Below are 21,920 nucleotides of genomic sequence, written 5' to 3'. Positions count from 1 at the left end.
CGGCCCGCCCGGGCGGCGCCGAGTCGGATAGACGACCAGGAAGGCGTTGAGCGTGGCGCACAAGGCGAGCGAAGCGATAGGGGCGCGGCCCGACGGGGGCGCTACCTCCGGCGGACGAGGCCGCATGCTTCGGCGGGCCGGGCTGGCGGTGTCCTTGGGGATCACTGTCATCGCCGTTTCCGGCTGCTCGATCGACAATCCCGTGCTTCGGTTCGGATGGCCCTCGGGTATCACCCCGCAGGCGACCAAGATGCGGGAGCTGTGGACCTGGTCGGTCATCGCCGCGCTGGCGATGGGTGTGCTGGTGTGGGGTCTGACGTTCTGGACCGTCACCTTCCACCGCAAGAAGCCGAACTCCCCGGAATTCCCGCGCCAGACCGGCTACAACGTGCCGCTGGAGCTGACCTACACCGCGATTCCGTTCGTGATCATCGCGGTGCTGTTCTACTTCACCGTGGTCGTGCAGAACTACGTGCACGAGAAGGTCTCCAATCCGAACGTGGTCGTGGACGTGACCGCGTTCCAGTGGAACTGGAAGTTCGGCTACCAGAAGGTCGACGAGAACGGCCAGGTCTACGACGGTGTCGACCAGACCCGTCAGGGGATGGACCAGCAGATCATCGACGAGTACAAGGACCGCAAGGCCAACGGCCACGCGCAGCCCGGCCCGGACCACGGCCTGCCCGGTAACGACATCAGCTACCTGCACTACGACAAGGTCGAGACCGTCGGTTCCAGCACCGAGGTGCCGGTCCTGGTGCTGCCGACCAACCGGGTCATCGAGTTCCAGCTCGCCTCGGCCGACGTCATCCACTCGTTCTGGGTGCCGGAGTTCCTGTTCAAGCGCGACGTGATGCCGGATCCGAAGGAGAACCACTCCGACAACGTCTTCCAGATCTCCAAGATCGAGAAGGAGGGCGCGTTCGTCGGCCGGTGCGCGGAGATGTGCGGTACGTACCACTCGATGATGAACTTCGAGGTCCGGGCGGTCACGCCGGAGAAGTTCGACAAGTACATGACCGACCGCAAGGCCGGGAAGACCAATGCCGAGGCGCTGGCCGACATCGGCGAGTCGCCGGTGGCGGTGTCCACGCACCCGTTCAACACCGACCGCACCGTGCGTTCGGCGACCGAGGCCCAGAGCAACTGAGGACTGAACTGATATGAAGGTCGAAGCACGCATCTTCGAGCTGCTCACGGTGTTCTTCGTCATCGTGGCCGTCATCTACGCCTTCTTCACCGGACAGTCCGGCACCGGTGTGGAATGGGCGGGCACCACCGCGATCGTGCTGACCGCGGGCCTGACCCTCATCGTCGGCACGTACTTCCGCTTCGTCGCCCGTCGTCTGGACCTGCGTCCGGAGGACTACGAGGAGGCCGAGATCGTGGACGGCGCGGGCGATCTGGGCTTCTTCTCGCCCGGCAGCTTCTGGCCCATCAGCCTGGCCGGCGCGGCCGCGGTCACCGCGATCGGGTTCGCGTTCTTCCAGCTGTGGCTGATCGCCATCGGCGTGGTCTGCATCCTGACCGCGGCCGCCGGTCTGGTGTTCGAGTACCACATCGGTCCCGAGAAGCACTGAGGCTGTATCTTCGGCCTCCGCTCCGGCTGTTCGCGGCCCGTCTCGCCGTTCGGCGAGACGGGCCGCGAACCTTGCGGGTGGCGTCGGAACGGTGTACTCGAGCGAGGGGTACCGGCATACAGCAACGCGTGAAGCAGCGCCCCGGTTGTCCGAACCGGGGCGCTGCTTCATACGTTGTGCTTATTCGGCCCCGTGGTAGCGGCGGGCCCGCTCGGAACGGCAGATGTCGTCGATCGCGGTGTTGATCTCGCGCAAAGCGTCGGCGGTGCCCGAGCGTCCGGTGAAGGCGCTGGCGGGGCGAAGGCGGCAGGTGAAGCTGATGAAGCCGTGGTCCTCATCGGCGAGTTCGTGCAGATAGGGGGAGCGCACGCCGTAGGTCAGGGCGGAGATCACCGTGAAGCACTCGTTGCGTTCGCGGTATTCGCAGAACAGGTCGTGCAGCCGGTGGAAGACCGCGGTGTAGGTCGACAGCGGCGCGAAAACCGCTGCGCGATAGGCCGGTCCGCGCTCGGAGGTGCTGATCACGGTGTCGGCGAGATATTCCGCGTCGCGCAGGGTGAGCACCTTCGGGGAGAACATCAGCGCACCGGCGGCGGCGTTGCGGACCGGCATGCCCGCGCGCCCGCCCGCGGCCGAGGCGATCGCGCCGAGCGATTTGCGCGCCCGGGAGCCGAGTTCGCGGCGAGCACGCAGGGACGGCGTCGCGGTGGTGGGGTGCAGGCTGGACCACTGGCCGAAGCGCACCGTGCCGAGTTGGATGTTGCCGGTGCCGACCGGTCGTGAGACCCGCAGCGGCGCGGTGTCGACCCAGCGGCCGACCTGCAACATCGCATCGCCGGGCCGTTCGATCGCGTCGAGGGTGTGCTCGACGAAACCGTCGAAATCCAGGAAGCGGTGCGCGTCCGAGGTCAGCCAGGTGTGGTCCTTGTCCACCTCGATGGCCTGGAGGGTGAGCGCGGTGATGATGCCGGTGCGGCCCGCGCCGCCCAGGATGCGGTGGAAGCGTTCGGCGTGGTGATTGCGCCCGCAGGTGCCGAACCTGCCTTCCGGATCGACGTATTCGATCCCGAGGACGTTATCGCTGAACATCCCGTACCGGTGCGAGGCGGTGGACAGGCCGCCCACCGCGGCGAATCCGCCCGCGGTGATCTCCCGGTGGTCGCCGACGATGGGCAGACCCAGACCGTGTGCGGCGAGGGTGCGGTCGATATCGGACAGCCGCGCGCCCGCCTGCACTCGCACCTGACGGGCCTCGGCATCCACCGCCTGGACCCGGTTCATCCGGCGCAGGGACAGGACGACGCGGCGGTCGGGCGGGCCTGGTTCGTCGTCGCTCTCGCTGTTGCGCTCGCCGCCTCGGACCGTCAGCGGTTGCGGTCGTGAATCTCGTACGGTGCGAACGACATCCGCGGTATCGCGGGGTAGATATTCCTCCGGGAAGGCGGCCAGCGACGTGCTCATGGCCTCACAGCTAACCACAGTTGCACCCCTCCCGTCTGCCCCGAAGGTGTGGCGGATCGGCGACTCGCCGATGAACATATCTCGCGGCGGGTTGGTCATGGCGATTCCTGTGCGCCACAGGAGATTAGACGTCGGCCGTGGCGGTCCGGTCCGCTCTTGCGGGACGTCTCGAACCCGATGCCGGTCGCGGCCGTTCGCACCTGGGCGAATTGGTACTCCGGATACTCGTGGGGCAGTTGGTGTACTGCCTGGCCGAGTCGGGCGGGCCGTATCGGTCCAGAGGCCCGGGCATGGCATGGGCGCGTCGTCGGCTGGGCCGAGGAGCCACTCGGCTCGGCCGATCGCCGGTGAGGGCGACGGTGCCGGAAGGGGTGGGAGGAAGTCGAGTGGGCGGCCGGTATCGCTGGTGCGGCGGGTGCGTCGACCGGTCGGTGGGTGTCGCCGGATGTGGGCCGCGTGCTCCGGGCGGCGTGTGCGGTAGGTGCTGTCGGCGGTGCGTTGGGTGAGGCGGGGCTACCAGCGTTGTCGATCGGGTTCGTCAGATGGATCGGCCGGTGGGTAGCGGTGCGGTGGTGTCCCGTCGTAGTGCCATGGTCAGCGCGTCGCCCACCTCGCGCGTGGCGGCGCCGAGTGCGGTGAGTTCCTCGGCCGACAGCAGAGAGTCCGGGCAGGCGACCACGGCGGCGATCACGGTGGACCCGAGAAAGACCGGAGCCGCGACGGTGACGACGGCGTTGGCCGGGCCCAGTTCGTCGGGCAGGTAATCGATGGTGATCAGCTCGGCGATCATCGCGCCGAGCCGGTTGCGCAGCGGATCGGTGACGGGCGAGTTGCGCAGCGCGGCAAGCGCTTCGAGCATGGGCGCCGAGTCGTCGGCCAGGCGCTCGACCGAATATCCGCGGGTGCGGACCGCCGCCAGGACGGCGAGCAGACGGTCGCGATGCGCCGGATCGGCGTGGCCGAGCCAGGTCTCGCGCTCGGCCTCGGGGGCCCAGGCCAGGAATTCGCGGACCACGGGCGGTGCGAGCGGCAGGCGTCGGCCCGGCCGGATCCACGGCAGCGTCGGGGTGCCCGCGACCTCCGTGATGACGATCGCACCGTCCTCACGTTCGGCGAGGAAGGCCGGAATGCCCTGACGGGCGGTGAACTCGCGGATCGGGGCCAGGGCCAGGCGGCGCAGCGGGAAGGCCGCCTCGGCACGCCGGGCGACCGTGAGCAGGCCCAGGCCGAGGCCGTAATTCCCGTCGGCGTCGCGCACGGTCCAGTGGTCGGCGGTGAGCTGGGTGAGCACCGCGTGCGCGGTGGCGCGGGACAGTCCGGTCTCCCGGACGATCCGCGCCAGCGAGAGATGGTCGCCGGCGTGCCGCGACAGCAGTCCGATCACCTGGACGACGCGGTGCGTGGGGGGCGATGCGGATGCGGCCGAACCGTTTTCTGAAACAGGTTCTTGACCGGCGCGGCGTTCCGGGCCTATCGTCGGTGTCACAATATCGAACGATAGCGTCGAGTATTCGACATCGCAACTCCGATCGGGTTTACGGCGGACGGGCCGTGGCCGGGCGCGGGTGCGGACGATCCGTCGCGGTGAGTGGGTGAGAAGTGTGATGCGAACGGGATACGAGCTGTCGCATCTGGCGGCCCTGGAGGCCGAATCGGTGCATATCTTCCGCGAGGTCGCGGCGACCTTCGAACGGCCGGTGCTGCTGTTCTCGGGCGGTAAGGATTCGGCCGTGATGCTGGAACTCGCGCGCAAGGCGTTCTGGCCCGCGCCGCTGCCGTTCACACTGCTGCACATCGACACCGGTCACAACTTCGACGAGGTGATCGAGTTCCGTGACCGTGCCGCGGAGCGGGCCGGAGCCCGGCTGCTGGTGGCGCGGGTGCAGGACGATATCGATGCGGGCCGGGTGCGTGAGCGTCCGGGCGAGACGCGCAACCGGCTGCAGACCACGACCCTGCTGCGCGCGATCGGCGAACACCGCTTCGACGCGGTCTTCGGCGGTGCGCGCCGCGACGAGGAGAAGGCGCGGGCCAAGGAGCGGGTGTTCAGCTTCCGCGACGAATTCGGTGCCTGGGAGCCGCGGGCGCAGCGCCCGGAGATCTGGAACCTCTACAACGGCAGACACCGTGCGGGCGAACACATCCGAGTGTTCCCGCTGTCGAACTGGACCGAACTGGATATCTGGGAGTACATCGACCGGGAGGCGGTGGATCTGCCGTCGCTGTACTACGCGCATCGGCGGCGGGTCTTCCGGCGCGACGGAATGCTGCTGGCCGACAACCGTTTCCTGGCTCCCCGCGCGGACGAGCCGATTTTCGAGGAGACCGTGCGCTTCCGCACCGTCGGCGATGCGACCTGCACCGGATGCGTGCGGAGCGAGGCCGCCGATCCGGCCGCGGTGATCGCCGAAACCGCCGTCACCCGGCTGACCGAACGCGGCGCGACGCGCGCGGACGACCGGATCTCCGAGTCCGGCATGGAGGATCGCAAGCGGGAAGGCTACTTCTGATGACTGCCAGGCGTGTCGGTGGACCGAACGCGGTGCACGGTTCCGACCCTCGGGCAGCGGACGACCGGATCTGCGAGTCCGGCATGGAGGATCGCAAGCGAGAGGGCTACTTCTGATGAGCCGCAATCTGTTACGGCTGGCGACCGCGGGCAGCGTCGACGACGGCAAGTCCACGTTGATCGGTCGTCTGCTCTACGACTCCAAGAGTCTGTTCAGCGATCAAATCGCCGCGATCGAGCGGGTCAGCGCGCAACGCGGCGACGGGGCGGCGGATCTGGCGCTGGTGACCGACGGGCTGCGCGCGGAACGCGAGCAGGGCATCACGATCGATGTCGCCTACCGCTACTTCGCCACGCCGCGAAGGAAGTTCATCATCGCCGACACCCCGGGCCACGTTCAGTACACCCGGAACATGGTGACCGGCGCGTCCACCGCGGATCTGGCGCTGATCCTGATCGACGCGCGCAAGGGCGTGGTCGAGCAGACCCGCAGGCACGCCTTCCTGGCCGCACTGCTGGGCGTTCCGCATCTGGTGGTCTGCGTCAACAAGATGGACCTGGTGGATTTCTCGCCGGAGCGATTCGACGAGATCCGTTCGGAATTCGCCGATTTCGCCGCGAAGCTGACCGTCGGCGATCTGAGTTTCGTCCCGGTGTCGGCGCTGCTGGGCGACAACGTGGTCGAGGCGTCCACCCGGATGCCGTGGCACCGGGGCCCGACCCTGCTGGCCCACCTCGAGGATGTGCACATCGCTTCGGACCGCAACCTGATCGACGCCCGGCTGCCGGTGCAGTACGTGCTGCGGCCCTCTGCGGATGAACCGCGCAGCTACGCCGGGACGGTCGCGGGCGGCATCTTCAAACCGGGCGACGAGGTCGTGGTGCTGCCGTCCGGGCGGACCAGCCGGGTCGCGCGGATCTGGGGTCCGGGCGGGACCAAGGTGGACGAGGCGTTCACCGGAATGGCCGTCTCACTGGCGCTGGAGGACGAACTCGACATCGGCCGCGGGGATATGCTCGCGCGTCCGGGCAACCGGCCCCATATCGATCGGGAAATCGATGCGACGGTGTGCTGGTTCGACGACGAGGCGGTGTTGCGGCCGGGTACCGACTACACCGTCCGCACCGCGGCCCAGGTTGCGCGGGTGCGGGTGAGCGAGCTGGACTACCGCTTGGACGTGAACACCCTGCATCGCGTCGAGGACGCGGACAGCTTGTCGCTCAACGATATCGGCCGCGTTCGGCTGCGGAGCCGGACGCCGCTGATGTTCGATCCTTACCGCGACAATTGCCGCACCGGCAGTTTCATCCTGATCGACGAGGTGACCAACCGGACGGTCGCCGCGGGCATGATCCTCGCCCGCGAGACCGGGCGGCGCAACGAGATCGTCTGGCACAGTTCGGCGGTCGAGCGCGCGGAGCGCGCCAGCGCCGGGGCGACGCTGTGGCTGACCGGACTGTCGGGTTCCGGGAAGTCCACGATCGCGGTGGAACTGGAACGGCGCCTGGTGGATTCGGGCCGCCCGGCCTATCTGCTCGACGGTGACAATCTGCGGCACGGCCTGAACGCGGACCTGGGTTTCTCCGATGCGGATCGGCGGGAGAACATCCGGCGGGTCGCCGAGGTCGCCGCCCTGTTCGCCGACGCCGGTGTGGTGGTGGTCGTTTCGCTGATCAGCCCGTTCGCCGAGCAGCGTGAGCTGGCGCGGCAGGTGCACGCGGACCGCGGGCTGCCGTTCGGCGAGATATTCGTCGACACGCCGCTCGAGGTGTGCGAGCGCCGCGATCCCAAGGGACTGTATGCGCGGGCGCGGGCCGGGGAGATCCGCGATTTCACCGGGATCGACTCGCCGTACGAACGTCCCGAACATGCCGATGTCGTCATCACACCCGAGGACGGCACACCGGCCGAGGTCGCCACCCGCATTCTCGAAGCGCTGCGACCCTAGCGGCACACCGCAATTCCCCACGACAACTCGCGACGAATCAGGAATCGAATGGACAACCCACCCGCAGAGGCCAGCACGCCGCCCGAACCGTCGATCACCGAGCCGTTCCGGGCCGCGATCGCCGAGGCCGAAAAATTGGTCGCCGCAGCCGATTTCATCGACAGCGCGGAAGATCTCGCCGAGGGCTACGAATATCTCGCCGGGAGCATCGCGGCGGTATTGCAGCTGTCCGGGGTACACGGCACGAGCCATCCGCAGTTCGTCATCTCGACCGGCCCGTACACCAAGATGGGCCTGGACAATCCGGACACCCTCTACTATCACGCGAATATCGAACCCGGCGCGGAATACCTGATCACCGGAACCCGCGGCAGCACGGTCGACCTGAGTTTCCAGGTGCTGAAGGGCGATTACACCGCCAGCGATGTCCCCAACGGCGACGACGCGTTCGACGACCGCCGCCTGCAGATCGACGCGGACGGTAATTATCAGCTGCGATTCGGGCCGCCCAAGGCGGATCCGGGGCCGAATTACTTCGTCCTCGGTGCGGGCGGTTCGATGCTGGCCGTGCGTGAGGTGTACGGCGACTGGGCGAACGAGCGCAAGGGAACGATTCGCATCGAGCGCGTGGATACCATCGGAACCGCACCCGCCGCAGCGGATCTGGATCGGCTGCGCAAGCGCTATCGCGCCGCGGCGCGCGCACTGGTGCAGCGTATCCACACCTGGTTCAACTTTCCCAAGTGGTTCTACCTGGACCTGCCGGTCAATACGCTGACCGAGCCCCGGCTCACCCCGGGCGGACTCAGCACGCAGTACTCCTCGGTCGGGCATTTCGAGCTGGCCGAGGACCAGGCGTTGCTGATCACGGTGCCGAAATCCGATGCGCCCTACCAGGGTTTCCAGCTCGGCAGCCGCTGGTACATCTCGCTGGATTACGTCAACCACCAGACCAGCCTGAACAGCGCTCAGGCACAGGTGGATCCGGACGGCATGATCCGCATGGTCGTCTCGGCGCGCAATCCGGGCATCGCCAACTGGATCGAGACCACCGGACGGCGGCGCGGCATCCTCCAGTTCCGCTGGCAGCGTGTCGACCGGGCGATGACTCCCGCCGACGGACCCACCATCGAGGTGCTGGCACTGGACGAGGTGGCCGCGCACCTACCGCACTACGAGACGAACAAGATCGACGAGAGTGGCTGGCGGGCAAGGATCGCCGAGCGGCAGCGGGCCTTCGCGGACAGGATGCCGGCATGACCGGGGCGACGCCGGAGGCTTCGGCGGAACGTCACGAGGCGGGCGCACCGGTCCTGCCCGGTGGACACGGCATGCTGCTCGCCGGCAAGGTCGTCGTGGTCAGCGGTGTCGGGCCGGGACTGGGGCGATCGATCTGCCTGCAAGCAGCGGCGCAGGGCGCCAAGGTCGTCCTCGCCGCGCGAACCGAATCACGGCTGGCCGAGGTGGCCGCGGAGGTGGCGGCGGCCGGTGGTGCGACGTTGAGTGTGCCCACCGATATCACCGACGACGCAGCGGTCGCGAACCTCCTCACCCGCACGGTCGAGACCTTCGGCCGGGTGGACGCGCTGGTCAACAACGCGTTCTCGGTGCCTTCGATGAAACCGCTGGAGCGCACCGACTTCCAGCAGATCCGGGACAGCGTGGAACTCACCGTGCTGGGCGGATTGCGGGTGACCAAGGCGTTCACCGACGAGCTGGCCAAAACCGAGGGCTCGGTGGTGATGATCAATTCGATGGTGCTGCGCCACTCCGAACCCCGTTACGGCAGTTACAAAGTCGCCAAGGCGGCTTTGCTGGCGATGTCCCAGACCTTGGCGACCGAGCTGGGCGCCAAGAAGATTCGAATCAACACCGTCGCACCCGGATATATCTGGAGCGATCAGCTGAAATGGTACTTCGGCGAGGTCGCGAAGAAGTACGGCATCACCGCCGAGCAGGTGTACGAGCAGACCGCGAGCCGTTCGGATCTGAAGCGGCTGCCCGAACCCGACGAAATCGCCCGCGCGGTGGTGTTCTTCGCCTCCGACTGGTCCAGCGCCATCACCGGCCAGACCCTCGACGTCAACTGCGGCGAATACCACTACTGAAGGAATCGAAGAACATATGACCCCCCGTACCGACGTCGGCACGATCGAGGATCTGCACGCCTCGGCGACGAAAGCCTGCGGGCTCACCGATTTCGGGCCCGACGACTACACCGAGGCGCTGGGCGTGCTGCTGGAGTCGTATCAGCGCGACGCCGGGCTGACCGAACTCGGCAGCAAGATGAATCGCTATTTTCTGCGCGGGGCGCTGGTGGCCCGCGCGTTGAGCGAGGCGTCCTGGAAGGCCCATCCCGAGTACGCCGAAACTCCGGTCACCCGGCCGATATTCGTCACCGGACTGACCCGCACCGGCACGACCGCGCTGCACCGGTTGCTCGCGGCCGATCCGCAGCACCAGGCGCTGGAGATGTGGCTGACCGAGTACCCGCAACCGCGCCCGCCGCGCGAAACCTGGTCGCAGAACCCGATTTTCCAGCAGATCGATGCCGGGTTCGCGCAGCACCATGTGGAGAACCCCGAATTCATGGGCCTGCACTACATGTCGGCGGCCGAGGTGGAGGAGTGCTGGCAGCTGTTGCGGCAGACCGCGAAATCCATCGCCTATGAGAGCCTCGCCTGGCTGCCGACGTATTCGCGGTGGCTGCAAAGCCAGGACTGGACCAACGCCTATGTCCGGCATCGCAAGAACCTTCAACTGATCGGGCTCGGTGACTCGCGGCGCTGGATCCTGAAGAACCCCAGCCACCTGTTCGCTCTCGACGCGCTGCTGGCGGTGTATCCGGACGCGCTGATCATCCAGACCCATCGCGACCCGGTGACGGTGATGGCCTCCACCTGCAGCCTGTCCGAGAACGCCACGAAGGGCTGGTCGACCACGTTCACCGGCAGCCGGATCGGCGAATCGCAGCTGGAACTGTGGTCGCGGGGGCTGCGCGAGTTCACCGCCGCGCGCAAGCGGCACGATCCGGCGCAGTTCGCCGACGTCGATTTCGCCGATCTGCGCGCGGATCCGCTCGGCACCATCGAATCCGTCTACCGGCAGTTCGGGATCGAGTTCACCGACGCCGCCAGGGCGGCCATGTCCGCCCTGGACGAGGAGAGCCGCAGCGGGGACCGCAAACCCGCGCACCGGTACGAGCTGGCCGACTACGGCCTGACCGAGGACCAGGTCAGGGCGCACTTCCCGGGCTGATGCGAGGGGTCGGCGCGGCGCGGACCCGAGCGGTTCGCGCCGCCGCGACCCGCCCACCGGCGAAGATCGTTTTGGCGTGTCCGTCGGATCTCGCCTATGTTCCGAAATCGCCTTTGTTGTGGGCAGATTCGGGCCGGAGGACATTGTGGTGAGTGAGGCTGTGCGCGACGAGGTCAATATCGTCATCTTCCGGTACGGAGATTCCGGGCAGATGGCCGATACGACCGTGCCGGTGCTGGTCGAGGACGGGTATCGGCAGGCGTGGCGGACGGTGATCCGCCAGCACGGGATGACCGCGGAGTCGGTCACGGGCATCGCCTCGGACTGGGCGCCCACCGAGGCCGACGAGACGTTCCTGCGCAAGAACTTCCCGAATCTGCGGGAGGTGTCCGCGGCGTTCGACCGGCCCGGTCCGGACGGCTGGGATCAGGCCCTGGCCGCCGCGGAGCAGGCGCGGCAGGAGGTCGAACGGCAGCTCGAGCAGGAGGAGTCGCAGCGCGCGAATCGGACCGATCGCGAGGCCGGTTCGGACGAGCCGCTGATGATCCCCATGCTGCGCACCGCGGCCGAGACGCCGCGTCAGGTGGCATCGCGCGAGCTGATTCCCGGACAGCTGTACGTCGTGGTCGCGGGTGTCGCGCCGACGCCGCAGGGTTCGCTCGGCATGCACTGGGTGCTGGAAAAGCAGGTGCAGGAGGCGGGTTTCACATTCGATGACGTGCTCGCGGAGGCCAACGCGAACCTGGGCGAGGGGCTGCGCACGGTCCTGCGCGGGGAGTCCGCCCGCGAACGCGTCGTGCACTTCCAGGGCGTCGATTCGCGCCACCTGCCCGCCGCCGCGTTGGCCATCCCCGGCTTCACCGATCGGGTGGCCGGGCTGATCGGCGGCGACCGTTTCGTCGCCGCCTTCCCGTGCGAGGACCATCTGTACTTCGCCCGAGCCGATTCCGATGCCGCCGGCGTTCTCGCCGATCTGGTCCGGGAGCCGCACGACTGCGGTTCGGACCTCATCCCGACCGTCGTACTCCTCGAGCCCGCCGGTATGCGCGTCCTGGTCCAGTTTCCGCGCTGACGCCGAGTTGCCGGTCCCGCAACCGATCTCGCGCACGGGTCGGCAGCGCTCCGACGACTGCCGTCGTTGATGGCGTCTCGTGGGCGGCCCTGCGCGCACCGGGTGATTCCGGTCAGCAGATTTCGGCCGGATCTGGACCGGCTGCGCGACAACGGGTCCGCGCGGCAGATCGGCGAATACGCTTCTCGCGCAGGGGAAGCGGTGCCCTCGCGGCCGCCGGTGTCGATGGCGCCTCGCCCACGGCCTCCCGCGACCAGGGGCGATCCCCGTCGTCTGACTACGGCGGTGTCGGGCTCGACTGCGCGGCAACGGTTCCGCGCAGCTCGAATCAACGCTCAGCTCGAGTGGGATGACCCCCGGCTGAGGCGGTTCAGCAGACGGCCGATCGGGCCGCAGTCGTGTTCGGGGCGGGCCCATTCGGTGATGGCGGTCACTACCGCCGGATCAATGTGGTGCGGTGTGTGATAGTCCGCCGGAGTGGACGGCCCGGCGCCGGGGAAGAACATGTGGTCGTCCGCGTCGAAAACGTGAATGCTCGCGGCCGGATTCGCGGCCAGTCCGGTACGCCAGGCGGGCAGGTCGTCGGCGACGGTGACCTGGTAGTCCCGGCCGCCCTGCAGAACCAGGACCGGGCGGTGCAGTTGCGCGGCCGTCGCCACCTGGTCGAAGGCGCGCAGGTCCAGCCAGTACGACGCGGGCCAGCCGAACAGCAGCTCGGCGGCGGGTGTGTCGGGTGCGAGGTTCGGGTCCTCGGTCCGGGCGACCAGCGCGGCCGTGGCGTCGGAGGTTTTCGTCGTGTCCGGCGCGGTGTCGAGACCGGCCAGATACTCGAATACGCGGAGCGCGGCACGGGGGAGCGGCACGGTGTCGCAGGCCAGCATCGCCACTCCGGCGATCGAGGGATCGGCCGCGGCGGCCCGGACCGCGGCCTTACCGCCACCACTGTGCCCAACCAGGAATATCCGGTCCGGATCCACCCGCGGATTCCGCCGCAGCGCCTCGACCGCCGCGCTGATATGCGGCAGATACTCCTCCACCATGGTGAAGCCGAGTTCCCCGCCGAGTTCACCGTGTACCAGCGTGAGCTTGTCGAAGCGCACCACCGCGATTCCGCGAGTGGCCAGACCCCAGGCGAGATCCTTGAATGGTTTGTTCGGTCCGGTGGTGACGTCCCGATCGCTCGGGCCGGACGCGACGAGTACGATGCCGGGCCGGCCGCGCCGTCCCTTCGGCAGCGTGAGTGTGCCGGGTACGGCACGCGGCTGCGCCCCGAGCGTGACCGGGTGCTCGGTGAAGCGGCGCGTCGAGACGTATCGCGGTGGCGTCCAACCGGTTTCGATCGGCGGGGCGAGCCGCAAGCCGTGCAATCGGCCGTCGGAGTCGACGGCGAGACGGATGTGCAGGCTCCCGCGTTCGCACCGCATCGGACGATCACCAGGGTGAGTCCGGCGTCGCGCGGTTCGGTGGTCACCGCGCCGAACTCATCGATCGCGCCGAGTTCGGCGACCTTCTCCGCCCAGCCCGCCCGGACGGTCTCGGCCGATACGACGGCCGCGAGCGGGGGTGCGAACAGCGCCTCCAGCTCACCGAATCGTTCCGCGCGAAGCAATTCCACCACCGTCGCCGCTACAGCCTCGGGCCCCGTATGCGCCATCGTCGCCAACGCCGCGGACGCGGCCACCGCCACCGTCGAGGACCACCGGCGGGTGTTCGTCACAGCGATGGCCGTGCTGCTCGCCGAATTCGACGCATACCTGGACCGGGAAACCGTCGATCCGGCAACCGATCTGGTCGGCTACCGCCAGCATGCGCTCTGGCTCGACCCCGCGGAACTCGAGCAGTTGATCTTGGATTTACGCCGGGTGATCGTGCCGCGGCTGGACAACGAGCCCGCTCCCGGGAGGGCCCAGTACCTGCTCAGCCCGATTCTGTTCCCGATCGAGGATTCGCCGGACCGAACCGAGTGAAACATGCTGCGGCACAACTTTCCTGCCGCTATCGGCTGGTGCCGTCGCCGGGTGTGCCGCTCGACCGCGTTCGCGACTGTGATCACTACTGCGGCCGGTGCGTCGGCCGCGACCCCGGCGGCGGAGCGCAAGTGCCTTGGCGGCGATCGGAATTCGCGGCCTGCCGGGCCGCCGTCGAGCCTCGCGGCACGTGGACGGCTCGGCGGGTGTTACGCATGTGCGCGTGGGTCGGCCCGGCGCGAGACGTCCGGCGTTGGACGGTATTCGCCGGGCGCGCAGTCTATTCGCGGTTGACCCGAGATGGTAACGATAGTTATCTTCTGAATATGGTTGCGCGGACGATGGTTCCCCTGATTCGGCTCTGGCTCGCGGTGCTGGCCGGATATCTGGCACTGGGCGCGACCGTGCAGGAGATGCCCGCGTTCGTGACGCGGCGGTTCGACGGCGGGGCGGTGCTGAGCGCCAGTGCGGTGGGAATCGCGTTCCTGGCCACCGCCGTGGGCCGGCCGTTCGCCGGGGCCGCCGCCGACAACGGGCGGGCCCGGCCGGTGGTGTTGCTCGGCGGTGTGCTCACCGCGATCGGTGGTGTCGGGCATCTGATCGCGCCCGACGCGGCGGTGTTGTTGATATCGCGGCTGGTGATGGGTGCGGGTGAGGCCGCGCTGTTTTCCGGTGCGCTGCCCTGGGTGCTCGCTGGGACCGATCCGGATCGGCGGGGGCGAGTGGCGGGATGGTTCGGACTATCGATGTGGGGCGGGTTGTCCGTGGGGCCCGCGCTGGCCGCCGCGGTGGATTCGGCCGCCGGATACCGCGGAGTGTGGTGGGTCGTGGTCGTTCTCGGTGCGGCTTCGGCGGGGCTCACGGCGGCCGCGCCGCGGCAGGGGCCGGCTTCGTCCGGAACCGGTGTGCGGTGGCGTCTCGCGGATCTGGCGCCCGCCGGAATTCGATTGCCTGGCATGGTTTTCGGCCTCGCGGCATACGGGTACGGCACCGTGTCCGCACTTGCCGTGCTGTATCTGCGCAGCTTCCACGGCGGCGGTGCGGCGGCGGTGTTGTCGCTGTTCGCCGTCGCCTTCCTGGTCACGCGATTCGTCGGAAGTCCGCTGGTCGATCGGATCGGCGGAGTCGGCATCGCGACGTGTTCGCTCGCCGTGGAATCCGCGGGTCTGCTGTCGGCCGGACTGCTGCGAACCGAACCGGCGGTGCTGGCCGGGGCGGTCCTGGCGGGAGCCGGGCTCGCGCTGATGTATCCGGCGACGGTGGCGATCACGTTGCGGCGCACCGGGCCGCTGCGTCCGGGCGCGGCGGTCGGCGCGGTGACCTCGTGCTGGGATCTCGGCATCATGGTGGCGGGGCCGGTGGGCGGGCTGCTCGCGGTCGGGGTCGGATATCGCGCCGCCTTCGTGCTGGCGGCGGTCCTGGGGATCGGGGCCGCGGCGCTCGCGGGTACCGTGCTGCGCAGACCGGTCCGGGCCCCCGCCGCACTCGTGCCGGAGATACGGAAATGAGGTGATCCGATGCCGGTCAGGGCCGGAGAGACGATCGATCCCGATGCCACCCGAGCCCGGGTGCTCGATGTTGCCGCACGGCTGTTCTACGAGCGCAGTCTCGCCGCGGTGGGCATGCGCGAGGTCGCGTCGGCGGCCAACGCCTCACCCCTGACCATCTACCGCTACTTCGAGTCCAAGGAGGGCCTGGCCGCGGCGGTGGTGCGCGAACGCAGTGACCGCATCCACGCCTGGCTGGCCGCCGGCCTGGCCGAGGTGCCCGCGGGCCGCGCCCGGGTGGTCGCGCTGTTCGACCTGCTGACGCGCTGGTTCGCCGAACAGGGTTTCCGCGGCTGTGCGGTGGTCAACTACGCGGCCGACAGCCGCGGCGGCGAGAGTGCCCGGGACATCACTCGCGGCCACCTCATGCGATATCGAAAGCTGTTGCAGCAGTTGCTGTCCGAGGCCGGCGTCGCCGACCCGCCGCCGGTGGCCCGGCAGTTGCTCCTGCTCATCGAGGGCGCCACCGTCGTCACCCAGATCGACGGTGACGGCGCCGCGGGAGCCGACGCCCGGGCGGCGGCCGAAACCCTGCTGGACGCGGCGCTCGCCCGCTCCCCGGGGACGCCGTGATTGGCTAACGTGAGGAGCCGAGAACCGAAGGAGCGCTACCTATGACCGAGTTCGCGAATCTGGCCGAGTTCACCGCCGCCGTGGGCACCGAGATCGGTGTCAGCGACTGGATGACGATCGATCAGCAGCGTGTGGACACCTTCGCCGATGCCACCGGCGATCACCAGTGGATCCACGTCGATCCGGAGAAGGCGGCGCAGGGCCCCTTCGGCGGGCCCATCGCGCACGGATTCCTGACCCTGTCGCTGTCGGTGCCGCTGGTGAATCAGGCGACCGGCGTCGGCGGGGTGCGGATGGGAATCAACTACGGGCTCAACAAGGTCCGCTTCATCACCCCGGTTCCGGTAGGCGGTCGCATCCGCGCCCGCGTCAGCCTGGCCGCGGTCCGGGAGATTCCCGGCGGCGTCCAGGCCGAACGCACCGTCACCATCGAACTCGAGGGCGCGGAGAAACCGGCCTGCATCGCCGAGAGCATCGTCCGCTACCTGTCCTGATGCCGGGCGCTACCGCGTCCCGAACGGAATCACCCGCAGCGGAGCCCGTTCCGGGGTGAGGGTGCCGATCACCGGGACGCCCGCGGTGACGAAATCGATGACGGCGCGGCCGACGTGGTTCGAGGACGTGACCACGACCGCCCTGCGCGCGCCGATGGTTTCCATCAGATGACGGGAGTACCTCGCGTTCTGCACGGTCGTCTCGGCCCGTGTCTCGGTGTGGATGCGCGTGCGCGGAATACCGTGCGCGACCAGCCATTCGGCCATCGCCTGCGCCTCGGTGACGCCGTGGTGCGGATTACCGCCGGTCACGATCACCGGGGCCGCCGGCGCGAGCACCGCCTGCACGTAGCCGGCCTCGAGCCGCTGGATCAACTCGGGCCGCATCCGGCCGTCCGGCTGCAGGCCGTAACCCAGAATCACGATCGCGGTATCGGCGCCGTACCCGGCCGTCAGCGACATTCCGGGCAGTGGAACCGCCATGGTGGGTAGTGCCGCGAGCACCTCGGCGGGGATGTCCGCGAGCGGATTCGGCGGGACGGGGTCGGCGGTCGCGGGGCCGGCGGCTCCGAAAATCGTGGTCGTCGCGGCGGCGGCGAGCAGTACTCGCGTGGTCGCGACGGTGCGTCGGCGGGAATACGGGCTCGGACGGAACCGGATGAACATCGGACCTCCCGGGAGGACTGCCACTGCCAGGCTCGGCAATGCCCTCCGATGATCACCCCGAAACTCGCGACCACGTCATCGAAGCCGTGAATCCGCGCCGAATTCCGAAGAACGCGAGGCAAATCTGTGCACTGTCCCAGCCGTGACGACGAATCCTCTTGCCGACAAGCGTGTTTCGACGACAGTTGCTTGCTCGCGGGACCGGTCAGTCGTCGCCGAGCTTGTTGCTCAGCGCCGCCCAGCGCGTCAGCAGGTCCACGGCCGCGCCGCTGTCCACGGCGTGCGCGACCCGAGTCAGCGACGCGGCGAGGGCGTCGTGGATATCGCCGCCCGCCGATTCGGGGGTGAGTTCGTAGGACACGATCGCGGCCGCGGAATTCAGCAGGACCGCATCGCGGACCGCGCCGGGAGCGCCCGCGAACATCTCGCGGGCGATGGCGGCGTTCACTTCGGCGTTGCCGCCGCGCAGGGCCTCGGGCGGGACCCGCTCGATACCCAGCCGGGCCGGATCGACGGTCGTCTCGGCTACCTTGCCGCCGGTGACCACCCAGACGTCGGTGGTATCGGCGGTGGTGATCTCGTCCAGTCCGTCGTTACCGCGCACCACCAGGGCGTTCTTACCGCGTTCGGCGAAGGCGCCGGCGATCACGCCGACCAGGTCCGCGAAGGCGCAGCCGATCAGCCCGGCCTGCGGCTGGGCCGGATTGGTGAGCGGGCCGAGCACGTTGTAGACGGTGGGGATGCCGATCTCGGCGCGGGCGCGTCCGGCGAAACGCAGCCCGGAGTGGAATATCGGGGCGAAACAGAATCCGATGCCGACCTCGCGCACGCACCGCGCCACCGCTTTCGGGCCGAGTGCGATCTTCACCCCGAGTGCCTCGAGTACGTCCGCGCCGCCGCTCTTGGAGGAGGCCGCCCGATTGCCGTGCTTGACCACCGGAACCCCGGCCGCCGACACCACGATCGAGGACATCGTGGAAATGTTCACCGTGCCCGACCGATCGCCGCCGGTGCCGACGATATCTATCGCCGGACCCTCGATCGGCACCCGCCGGGACAGCCCCAGCATCGCGTCGGCCAGCCCGGCCAGCTCCGCCGGGGTGGGGCCCTTCATCTTCATCGCGACGCCGAACGCGGCGATCTGCGCCTGAGTGGCGTTGTCGGAGAAGATCTCATCGATCGCCCACGCGGTCTCCTCCGTGGTCAGATCGACCCCGTCGGTCAGGGCCCCGAGAATCTGGGGCCAGCTGCGCGCGCTCATCAGCCTCTCCTGTCGCATGTGCCGCATCCCGGCTACCGGACAATCAGCCTAATGGGGCGGGTCGAGTTATTTCTCCGCGCGGCACCCCGGACGATCAGGACCGCGGCGGTTGCAGCGCGTCCCAGCCCACAGCGGTGCCGTCGTGACGCTGCGCCAGACTCGCCATCCGCGAACGTTCCTGCGAACAGTGCAGCGCATCGAGGATCTGCACCCGCTGCAGCAGCAGACCCGCTGTCGCAGGGGACGTCTCATCGGGTTCGGCGGGGGAGTAGCCGTCCTGCGCGGCCAGCGCGGTCACCGCCGCGACGTGTTCGGCCGGGACCCGCAGGTGGTGCCGCAGCAGCGCCGGAGCTTCCGGCGCCCACTGCCGCGCCGCCCGCTCCAGCGCGGCCGAACAGGATTCCGCGTCATCGAAACTCGATACGACCACGATCAGATCCGTGCGCTCCGGATCCCACTCCGGAGTCCCGCCGCGACCGGTCCAGCGCAGCCATGCCGATCGCCATCCCATACCCGCCTCCGTACCGCATCCGTCCCGGTTCCGCGACGCCACGCGCGCCCGAAACCACGATAGAAATCGCGCCCGCACGAGGCGCATCGGGCCGTCGCGAGGCGGTGCGGTGCCTGGAGAAACCGCCGCGACCTGGCAAGATCGACTGCCGAACGGGACACGCCGAGGTCGTGGTGAGACTCGGTCCCGCCCTGCCGATTCCGACATGGGCAAGCAAGTTCCGTACCCGAGTACTCCCGTCGTACTACGACGAGTCATACTTACCGGCGTGACGACCGCAGTAGGGACACCAGGATCGGCCATTACTCAGCGTGTGCACTCGCTGAACCGGCCCAACATGGTCAGCGTCGGAACCATCATCTGGCTGTCGAGCGAGCTGATGTTCTTCGCCGGCCTCTTCGCCATGTATTTCGTCGCCCGCGCGCAGGCCCACGGCAACTGGCCGCCGGAGCCGACCGAGCTCGACATGAAGCTCGCGGTACCGGTCACGGCCGTGCTGATCGCCTCCTCGTTCACCTGCCAGATGGGGGTGTTCGCCGCGGAGAAGGGCGACGTGTTCGGCCTGCGGCGCTGGTACGTCCTGACCTTCTTCATGGGCCTGTTCTTCGTGATCGGCCAGGGCACCGAGTACCACGGCCTCTACAGCGAGGGCACCTCGATCTCGAGCAGCGTCTACGGCTCGGTGTTCTTCATCACCACCGGCTTCCACGGTCTGCACGTCATCGGCGGTCTCATCGCGTTCGTCTTCCTGCTGATCCGCACGAAGGTCTCCAAGTTCACTCCGGCGCAGGCCACCGCGGCGATCGTCGTCTCCTACTACTGGCACTTCGTCGACATCGTCTGGATCGGGCTGTTCGCCACGATCTACTTCGTCCGCTAGCCCGGCGCCCAACAAGAGCATCAGTCGGTTCCGTCTACTCCAAAAGGGACACAGATGAGTTCATCTCCCCCGTCAGTGCCTGAAGAGCCCCACAGCGGGTCGGGGAATCCGCAGGCCACCAAGACCCGCAAGCAGCGCCGGATGCGCCGGAAGCTGGCCGGTGGGCTGGTTCTTCTGATGGCTCTGATCGGAGCCGGCTTCGCTGCCTCGGCACTGACCCCGCACGCGCAGGTCGCCACCGCGGACGAGGATCAGTCCGCCCTGATCCGTCAGGGCAAGCAGCTCTACGACACCTCCTGCATCACCTGCCACGGTGCGAATCTGCAGGGTGTGCAGGATCGCGGCCCCAGCCTGATCGGCGTCGGTTCGGCCGCGGTCTACTTCCAGGTTTCCAGCGGCCGGATGCCCGCGCCGTCGAACTCCGCGCAGATCGTGCGCAAGGAGTCCAAGTTCGACGAGGCGCAGACCGACGCGCTGATGGCCTACGTCGCGTCCAACGGCGGCGGTCCGTCGGTGGTTCGTGACGCGGACGGCAAGATCGCCCAGGAGTCGCTGACCAAGGGCGCCGACCTCGGCGTCGGCGGTGAGCTGTTCCGGATGAACTGCGCGTCCTGCCACAACTTCACCGGCAAGGGCGGCGCGCTGTCCTCCGGTAAGTTCGCTCCGCCGCTGTCCCCGGCCAGCGAACAGCAGATCTACACCGCGATGCTGTCGGGCCCGCAGAACATGCCGAAGTTCTCCGACCGCGAGCTGACTCCGGACGAGAAGCGCGACATCATCGCCTACATCAAGAACCGCACCAAGTCCCAGCCCGAGGGCGGCTACGGCCTCGGCGGTTTCGGTCCCGCGACCGAGGGCCTGGCCATGTGGGTCATCGGCATCGTCGGTGTGGTCGGTGCGGCGATGTGGATCGGATCCCGCTCATGACAGACAAGGAGAACGACGACATGGGTCGGCCGGACGACGGCGGTGCCGTCAAAACAGGTGCCGATGGCAGTTCCGCGAGCTCCCGCGACGACCTGAACCCGACCGAGGAGCAGCTCGACGCGATGTCTCGCGACGAGCTGGTCGAACTCGGCACCAAGCGGGACGGCGTCGACGTCGTCTACCGCGCTCCGCGCTGGCCGGTTCCGGGCACACGCGCGGAGAAGCGGGCCGAGCGTCAGGTGGCGTTCTGGTTCGTCGTGTCGACCCTGGCCGGTCTCGCGCTGATCGGGGTCTTCCTGTTCTGGCCGTGGCAGTACAAGAGCCGCGACGAGTCCGGCGCGGGCATCTACTCGCTGACCACGCCGCTGTACGGCCTGCTGCTCGGAATCGCGGTGCTGGCCATCGGCGTTGCCATGGTGCTGATCCGCAAGAAGTTCATCCCGCCGGAGATCGCCATCCAGACGCGGCACGACGGCCCCTCGGACGAGGTGGAACGTCGCACTTTGGCCGCTCAGCTGGGCGATGCGCTGGACACCTCCACCCTGGGCCGCCGCAAGCTGATCACCCGCACCGCGGGCCTGGGCCTGGGTGTGCTCGGCGTGGGCGCGCTGTTCGTCTTCGTCGGCGGCCTGATCAAGAACCCGTGGGCGCAGGGCAAGAAGTCGCCGCTGTGGGTGTCGGGCTGGACTCCGGACTACCCCGGACAGACCATCTTCCTGCGCAAGGACACCGGCCGTCCGGAGGACATCGTGCTGGTACGCGCCGAGGACCTGAACGCGGGCGGCATGGAGACGGTGTTCCCCTGGAAAGAGGAGTGGCGCGGCAACGCCGAGGAGACCCTCCAGTCGCTGCGCGGCGTCCGCAACGCGGTCATGCTGATCCGCTTCCGTCCCGAGGACGCGGCCAAGGCCGTCAAGCGCAGGGGCCAGGAAAGCTTCAACTTCGGCGACTACTGGGCCTACTCGAAGATCTGCACCCACCTGGGCTGCCCGACCTCGCTGTTCGAGCAGCAGGACAGCCGCATCCTGTGCCCGTGCCACCAGTCGCAGTTCGACGCCCTCCACTGGGGTAAGCCGATCTTCGGCCCTGCCGCGCGTGCCCTGCCGCAGCTGCCGATCACCGTCAATTCCGAGGGCTTCCTGGTCGCCAACGGCGACTTCATCGAGCCGCTCGGCCCGGCCTACTGGGAGCGTCGTTCATGAGGGAGCTTGCGACCGAATCATCAACACAGCGCGCTGGGCGCATTCCTGTGCCGAGCGCTAGCG

General features: G+C 68.5%; 21 protein-coding genes. 15 read left to right on the top strand and 6 right to left on the bottom strand.

Annotated features, from left to right (window positions below):
• Positions 1–124: 124 nt before the first annotated feature.
• Together ctaC and AC5WS7_RS35930 are read left to right on the top strand one after the other, a co-directional pair.
• The gene (ctaC, locus tag AC5WS7_RS35935; protein WP_495959094.1) at positions 125–1,150 is read left to right on the top strand and encodes an aa3-type cytochrome oxidase subunit II; all 1,026 of its coding nucleotides are present in this window, start codon (positions 125–127) and stop codon (positions 1,148–1,150) included.
• 13 nt (positions 1,151–1,163) lie between these two features.
• Positions 1,164–1,580, top strand: a complete 417-nt coding sequence (locus tag AC5WS7_RS35930) for a cytochrome c oxidase subunit 4 (RefSeq protein ID WP_495959093.1) — start codon at positions 1,164–1,166, stop codon at positions 1,578–1,580.
• A gap of 180 nt (positions 1,581–1,760) precedes the next feature.
• Here the strand turns inward: AC5WS7_RS35930 and AC5WS7_RS35925 are convergent, their stop codons facing one another.
• Both AC5WS7_RS35925 and AC5WS7_RS35920 read right to left on the bottom strand, forming a co-directional pair.
• Entirely contained in the window at positions 1,761–3,140 is a 1,380-nt protein-coding gene (locus tag AC5WS7_RS35925) for an FAD-binding oxidoreductase (RefSeq protein ID WP_495959092.1), read from the bottom strand.
• 439 nt (positions 3,141–3,579) lie between these two features.
• Positions 3,580–4,425, bottom strand: a complete 846-nt coding sequence (locus AC5WS7_RS35920) for a helix-turn-helix domain-containing protein (RefSeq protein WP_495959091.1) — start codon at positions 4,423–4,425, stop codon at positions 3,580–3,582.
• Between the two features lie 220 nt (positions 4,426–4,645).
• On the opposite strand from AC5WS7_RS35920, the gene cysD reads away from it, so the two are divergent.
• The 6 genes from cysD to AC5WS7_RS35890 all read left to right on the top strand — a co-directional run bounded on the left by cysD (position 4,646) and on the right by AC5WS7_RS35890 (position 11,829).
• Positions 4,646–5,551 carry a sulfate adenylyltransferase subunit CysD gene (gene cysD, locus AC5WS7_RS35915; protein WP_495959214.1) on the top strand — a complete coding sequence of 302 codons (906 nt, stop codon included), beginning with the start codon at positions 4,646–4,648 and terminating at the stop codon, positions 5,549–5,551.
• Between the two features lie 115 nt (positions 5,552–5,666).
• Positions 5,667–7,499, top strand: a complete 1,833-nt coding sequence (cysC, locus tag AC5WS7_RS35910) for an adenylyl-sulfate kinase (RefSeq protein WP_495959090.1) — start codon at positions 5,667–5,669, stop codon at positions 7,497–7,499.
• Positions 7,500–7,547: 48 nt separating this feature from the next.
• Positions 7,548–8,759 (top strand): hypothetical protein, encoded by a 1,212-nt coding sequence (locus AC5WS7_RS35905; RefSeq protein ID WP_495959089.1) that lies wholly within the window; start codon positions 7,548–7,550, stop codon positions 8,757–8,759.
• 71 nt (positions 8,760–8,830) lie between these two features.
• Complete coding sequence (locus AC5WS7_RS35900) at positions 8,831–9,607, top strand: SDR family oxidoreductase (protein ID WP_495959213.1); 777 nt, start codon at positions 8,831–8,833, stop codon at positions 9,605–9,607.
• 16 nt (positions 9,608–9,623) lie between these two features.
• The gene (locus AC5WS7_RS35895; protein ID WP_495959088.1) at positions 9,624–10,757 is read left to right on the top strand and encodes a sulfotransferase family protein; all 1,134 of its coding nucleotides are present in this window, start codon (positions 9,624–9,626) and stop codon (positions 10,755–10,757) included.
• Between the two features lie 148 nt (positions 10,758–10,905).
• Positions 10,906–11,829: a hypothetical protein gene (locus AC5WS7_RS35890; RefSeq protein ID WP_495959087.1), complete on the top strand. Its 924-nt coding sequence runs from the start codon at positions 10,906–10,908 to the stop codon at positions 11,827–11,829.
• A 335-nt stretch (positions 11,830–12,164) separates the two neighbouring features.
• Here AC5WS7_RS35890 and AC5WS7_RS35885 read toward each other — a convergent pair whose 3' ends face one another.
• Positions 12,165–13,253 (bottom strand): alpha/beta hydrolase family protein, encoded by a 1,089-nt coding sequence (locus AC5WS7_RS35885; protein WP_495959086.1) that lies wholly within the window; start codon positions 13,251–13,253, stop codon positions 12,165–12,167.
• Positions 13,254–13,268: 15 nt separating this feature from the next.
• Here AC5WS7_RS35885 and AC5WS7_RS35880 point away from each other — a divergent pair, with 15 nt between their 5' ends.
• From AC5WS7_RS35880 to AC5WS7_RS35865, 4 genes are all read left to right on the top strand, one after another.
• A complete protein-coding gene (locus tag AC5WS7_RS35880) occupies positions 13,269–13,796 on the top strand; it encodes a hypothetical protein (protein ID WP_495959085.1) in 528 nt (175 codons plus the stop codon).
• 326 nt (positions 13,797–14,122) lie between these two features.
• A complete protein-coding gene (locus tag AC5WS7_RS35875) occupies positions 14,123–15,304 on the top strand; it encodes an MFS transporter (protein ID WP_495959084.1) in 1,182 nt (393 codons plus the stop codon).
• Between the two features lie 9 nt (positions 15,305–15,313).
• Complete coding sequence (locus AC5WS7_RS35870) at positions 15,314–15,916, top strand: TetR/AcrR family transcriptional regulator (protein ID WP_495959083.1); 603 nt, start codon at positions 15,314–15,316, stop codon at positions 15,914–15,916.
• A gap of 41 nt (positions 15,917–15,957) precedes the next feature.
• Entirely contained in the window at positions 15,958–16,410 is a 453-nt protein-coding gene (locus AC5WS7_RS35865) for a MaoC family dehydratase (protein ID WP_495959082.1), read from the top strand.
• A gap of 9 nt (positions 16,411–16,419) precedes the next feature.
• Here AC5WS7_RS35865 and AC5WS7_RS35860 read toward each other — a convergent pair whose 3' ends face one another.
• From AC5WS7_RS35860 to AC5WS7_RS35850, 3 genes are all read right to left on the bottom strand, one after another.
• On the bottom strand, positions 16,420–17,076 hold the full coding sequence (locus tag AC5WS7_RS35860) for a YdcF family protein (RefSeq protein WP_495959081.1): 657 nt from the start codon (positions 17,074–17,076) through the stop codon (positions 16,420–16,422).
• A gap of 205 nt (positions 17,077–17,281) precedes the next feature.
• On the bottom strand, positions 17,282–18,337 hold the full coding sequence (trpD, locus tag AC5WS7_RS35855) for an anthranilate phosphoribosyltransferase (protein WP_495959080.1): 1,056 nt from the start codon (positions 18,335–18,337) through the stop codon (positions 17,282–17,284).
• 94 nt (positions 18,338–18,431) lie between these two features.
• Positions 18,432–18,848 carry a hypothetical protein gene (locus AC5WS7_RS35850; protein ID WP_495959079.1) on the bottom strand — a complete coding sequence of 139 codons (417 nt, stop codon included), beginning with the start codon at positions 18,846–18,848 and terminating at the stop codon, positions 18,432–18,434.
• A gap of 268 nt (positions 18,849–19,116) precedes the next feature.
• On the opposite strand from AC5WS7_RS35850, the gene ctaE reads away from it, so the two are divergent.
• The 3 genes from ctaE to qcrA are packed head-to-tail and all read left to right on the top strand — an operon-like array spanning position 19,117 to position 21,857.
• A complete protein-coding gene (gene ctaE, locus AC5WS7_RS35845) occupies positions 19,117–19,728 on the top strand; it encodes an aa3-type cytochrome oxidase subunit III (RefSeq protein ID WP_495959078.1) in 612 nt (203 codons plus the stop codon).
• A gap of 54 nt (positions 19,729–19,782) precedes the next feature.
• A complete protein-coding gene (qcrC, locus tag AC5WS7_RS35840; protein ID WP_495959077.1) occupies positions 19,783–20,655 on the top strand; it encodes a cytochrome bc1 complex diheme cytochrome c subunit in 873 nt (290 codons plus the stop codon).
• Positions 20,652–21,857, top strand: coding sequence for a cytochrome bc1 complex Rieske iron-sulfur subunit (gene qcrA / locus AC5WS7_RS35835; protein WP_495959076.1), 1,206 nt, complete (start codon positions 20,652–20,654; stop codon positions 21,855–21,857). Before qcrC ends, qcrA begins: the two co-directional genes overlap by 4 nt.
• Positions 21,858–21,920: the final 63 nt, after the last annotated feature.

This window comes from Nocardia sp. PLKS1-43 (assembly GCF_059510335.1).
The sequence above is the reverse complement of the archived record's forward strand: the minus strand, read 5'-3'. Positions and strand labels throughout refer to the sequence as shown.

What these genes read in the sequence shown, in the direction of transcription:
- ctaC (WP_495959094.1), top strand. Translation starts at nt 125, where the DNA reads ATGCTTCGGCGGGCCGGGCTGGCGGTGTCCTTGGGGATCACTGTCATC.
- cysD (WP_495959214.1), top strand. Translation starts at nt 4,646, where the DNA reads ATGCGAACGGGATACGAGCTGTCGCATCTGGCGGCCCTGGAGGCCGAA.
- AC5WS7_RS35865 (WP_495959082.1), top strand. Translation starts at nt 15,958, where the DNA reads ATGACCGAGTTCGCGAATCTGGCCGAGTTCACCGCCGCCGTGGGCACC.
- AC5WS7_RS35850 (WP_495959079.1), bottom strand. Translation starts at nt 18,848, where the DNA reads ATGGGATGGCGATCGGCATGGCTGCGCTGGACCGGTCGCGGCGGGACT.
- cysC (WP_495959090.1), top strand. Translation starts at nt 5,667, where the DNA reads ATGAGCCGCAATCTGTTACGGCTGGCGACCGCGGGCAGCGTCGACGAC.
- qcrA (WP_495959076.1), top strand. Translation starts at nt 20,652, where the DNA reads ATGACAGACAAGGAGAACGACGACATGGGTCGGCCGGACGACGGCGGT.
- AC5WS7_RS35885 (WP_495959086.1), bottom strand. Translation starts at nt 13,253, where the DNA reads ATGCGGTGCGAACGCGGGAGCCTGCACATCCGTCTCGCCGTCGACTCC.
- trpD (WP_495959080.1), bottom strand. Translation starts at nt 18,337, where the DNA reads ATGAGCGCGCGCAGCTGGCCCCAGATTCTCGGGGCCCTGACCGACGGG.
- AC5WS7_RS35930 (WP_495959093.1), top strand. Translation starts at nt 1,164, where the DNA reads ATGAAGGTCGAAGCACGCATCTTCGAGCTGCTCACGGTGTTCTTCGTC.
- qcrC (WP_495959077.1), top strand. Translation starts at nt 19,783, where the DNA reads ATGAGTTCATCTCCCCCGTCAGTGCCTGAAGAGCCCCACAGCGGGTCG.
- AC5WS7_RS35895 (WP_495959088.1), top strand. Translation starts at nt 9,624, where the DNA reads ATGACCCCCCGTACCGACGTCGGCACGATCGAGGATCTGCACGCCTCG.
- AC5WS7_RS35905 (WP_495959089.1), top strand. Translation starts at nt 7,548, where the DNA reads ATGGACAACCCACCCGCAGAGGCCAGCACGCCGCCCGAACCGTCGATC.
- AC5WS7_RS35875 (WP_495959084.1), top strand. Translation starts at nt 14,123, where the DNA reads ATGGTTGCGCGGACGATGGTTCCCCTGATTCGGCTCTGGCTCGCGGTG.
- AC5WS7_RS35860 (WP_495959081.1), bottom strand. Translation starts at nt 17,076, where the DNA reads ATGTTCATCCGGTTCCGTCCGAGCCCGTATTCCCGCCGACGCACCGTC.
- AC5WS7_RS35900 (WP_495959213.1), top strand. Translation starts at nt 8,831, where the DNA reads ATGCTGCTCGCCGGCAAGGTCGTCGTGGTCAGCGGTGTCGGGCCGGGA.
- AC5WS7_RS35870 (WP_495959083.1), top strand. Translation starts at nt 15,314, where the DNA reads ATGCCGGTCAGGGCCGGAGAGACGATCGATCCCGATGCCACCCGAGCC.
- AC5WS7_RS35925 (WP_495959092.1), bottom strand. Translation starts at nt 3,140, where the DNA reads ATGACCAACCCGCCGCGAGATATGTTCATCGGCGAGTCGCCGATCCGC.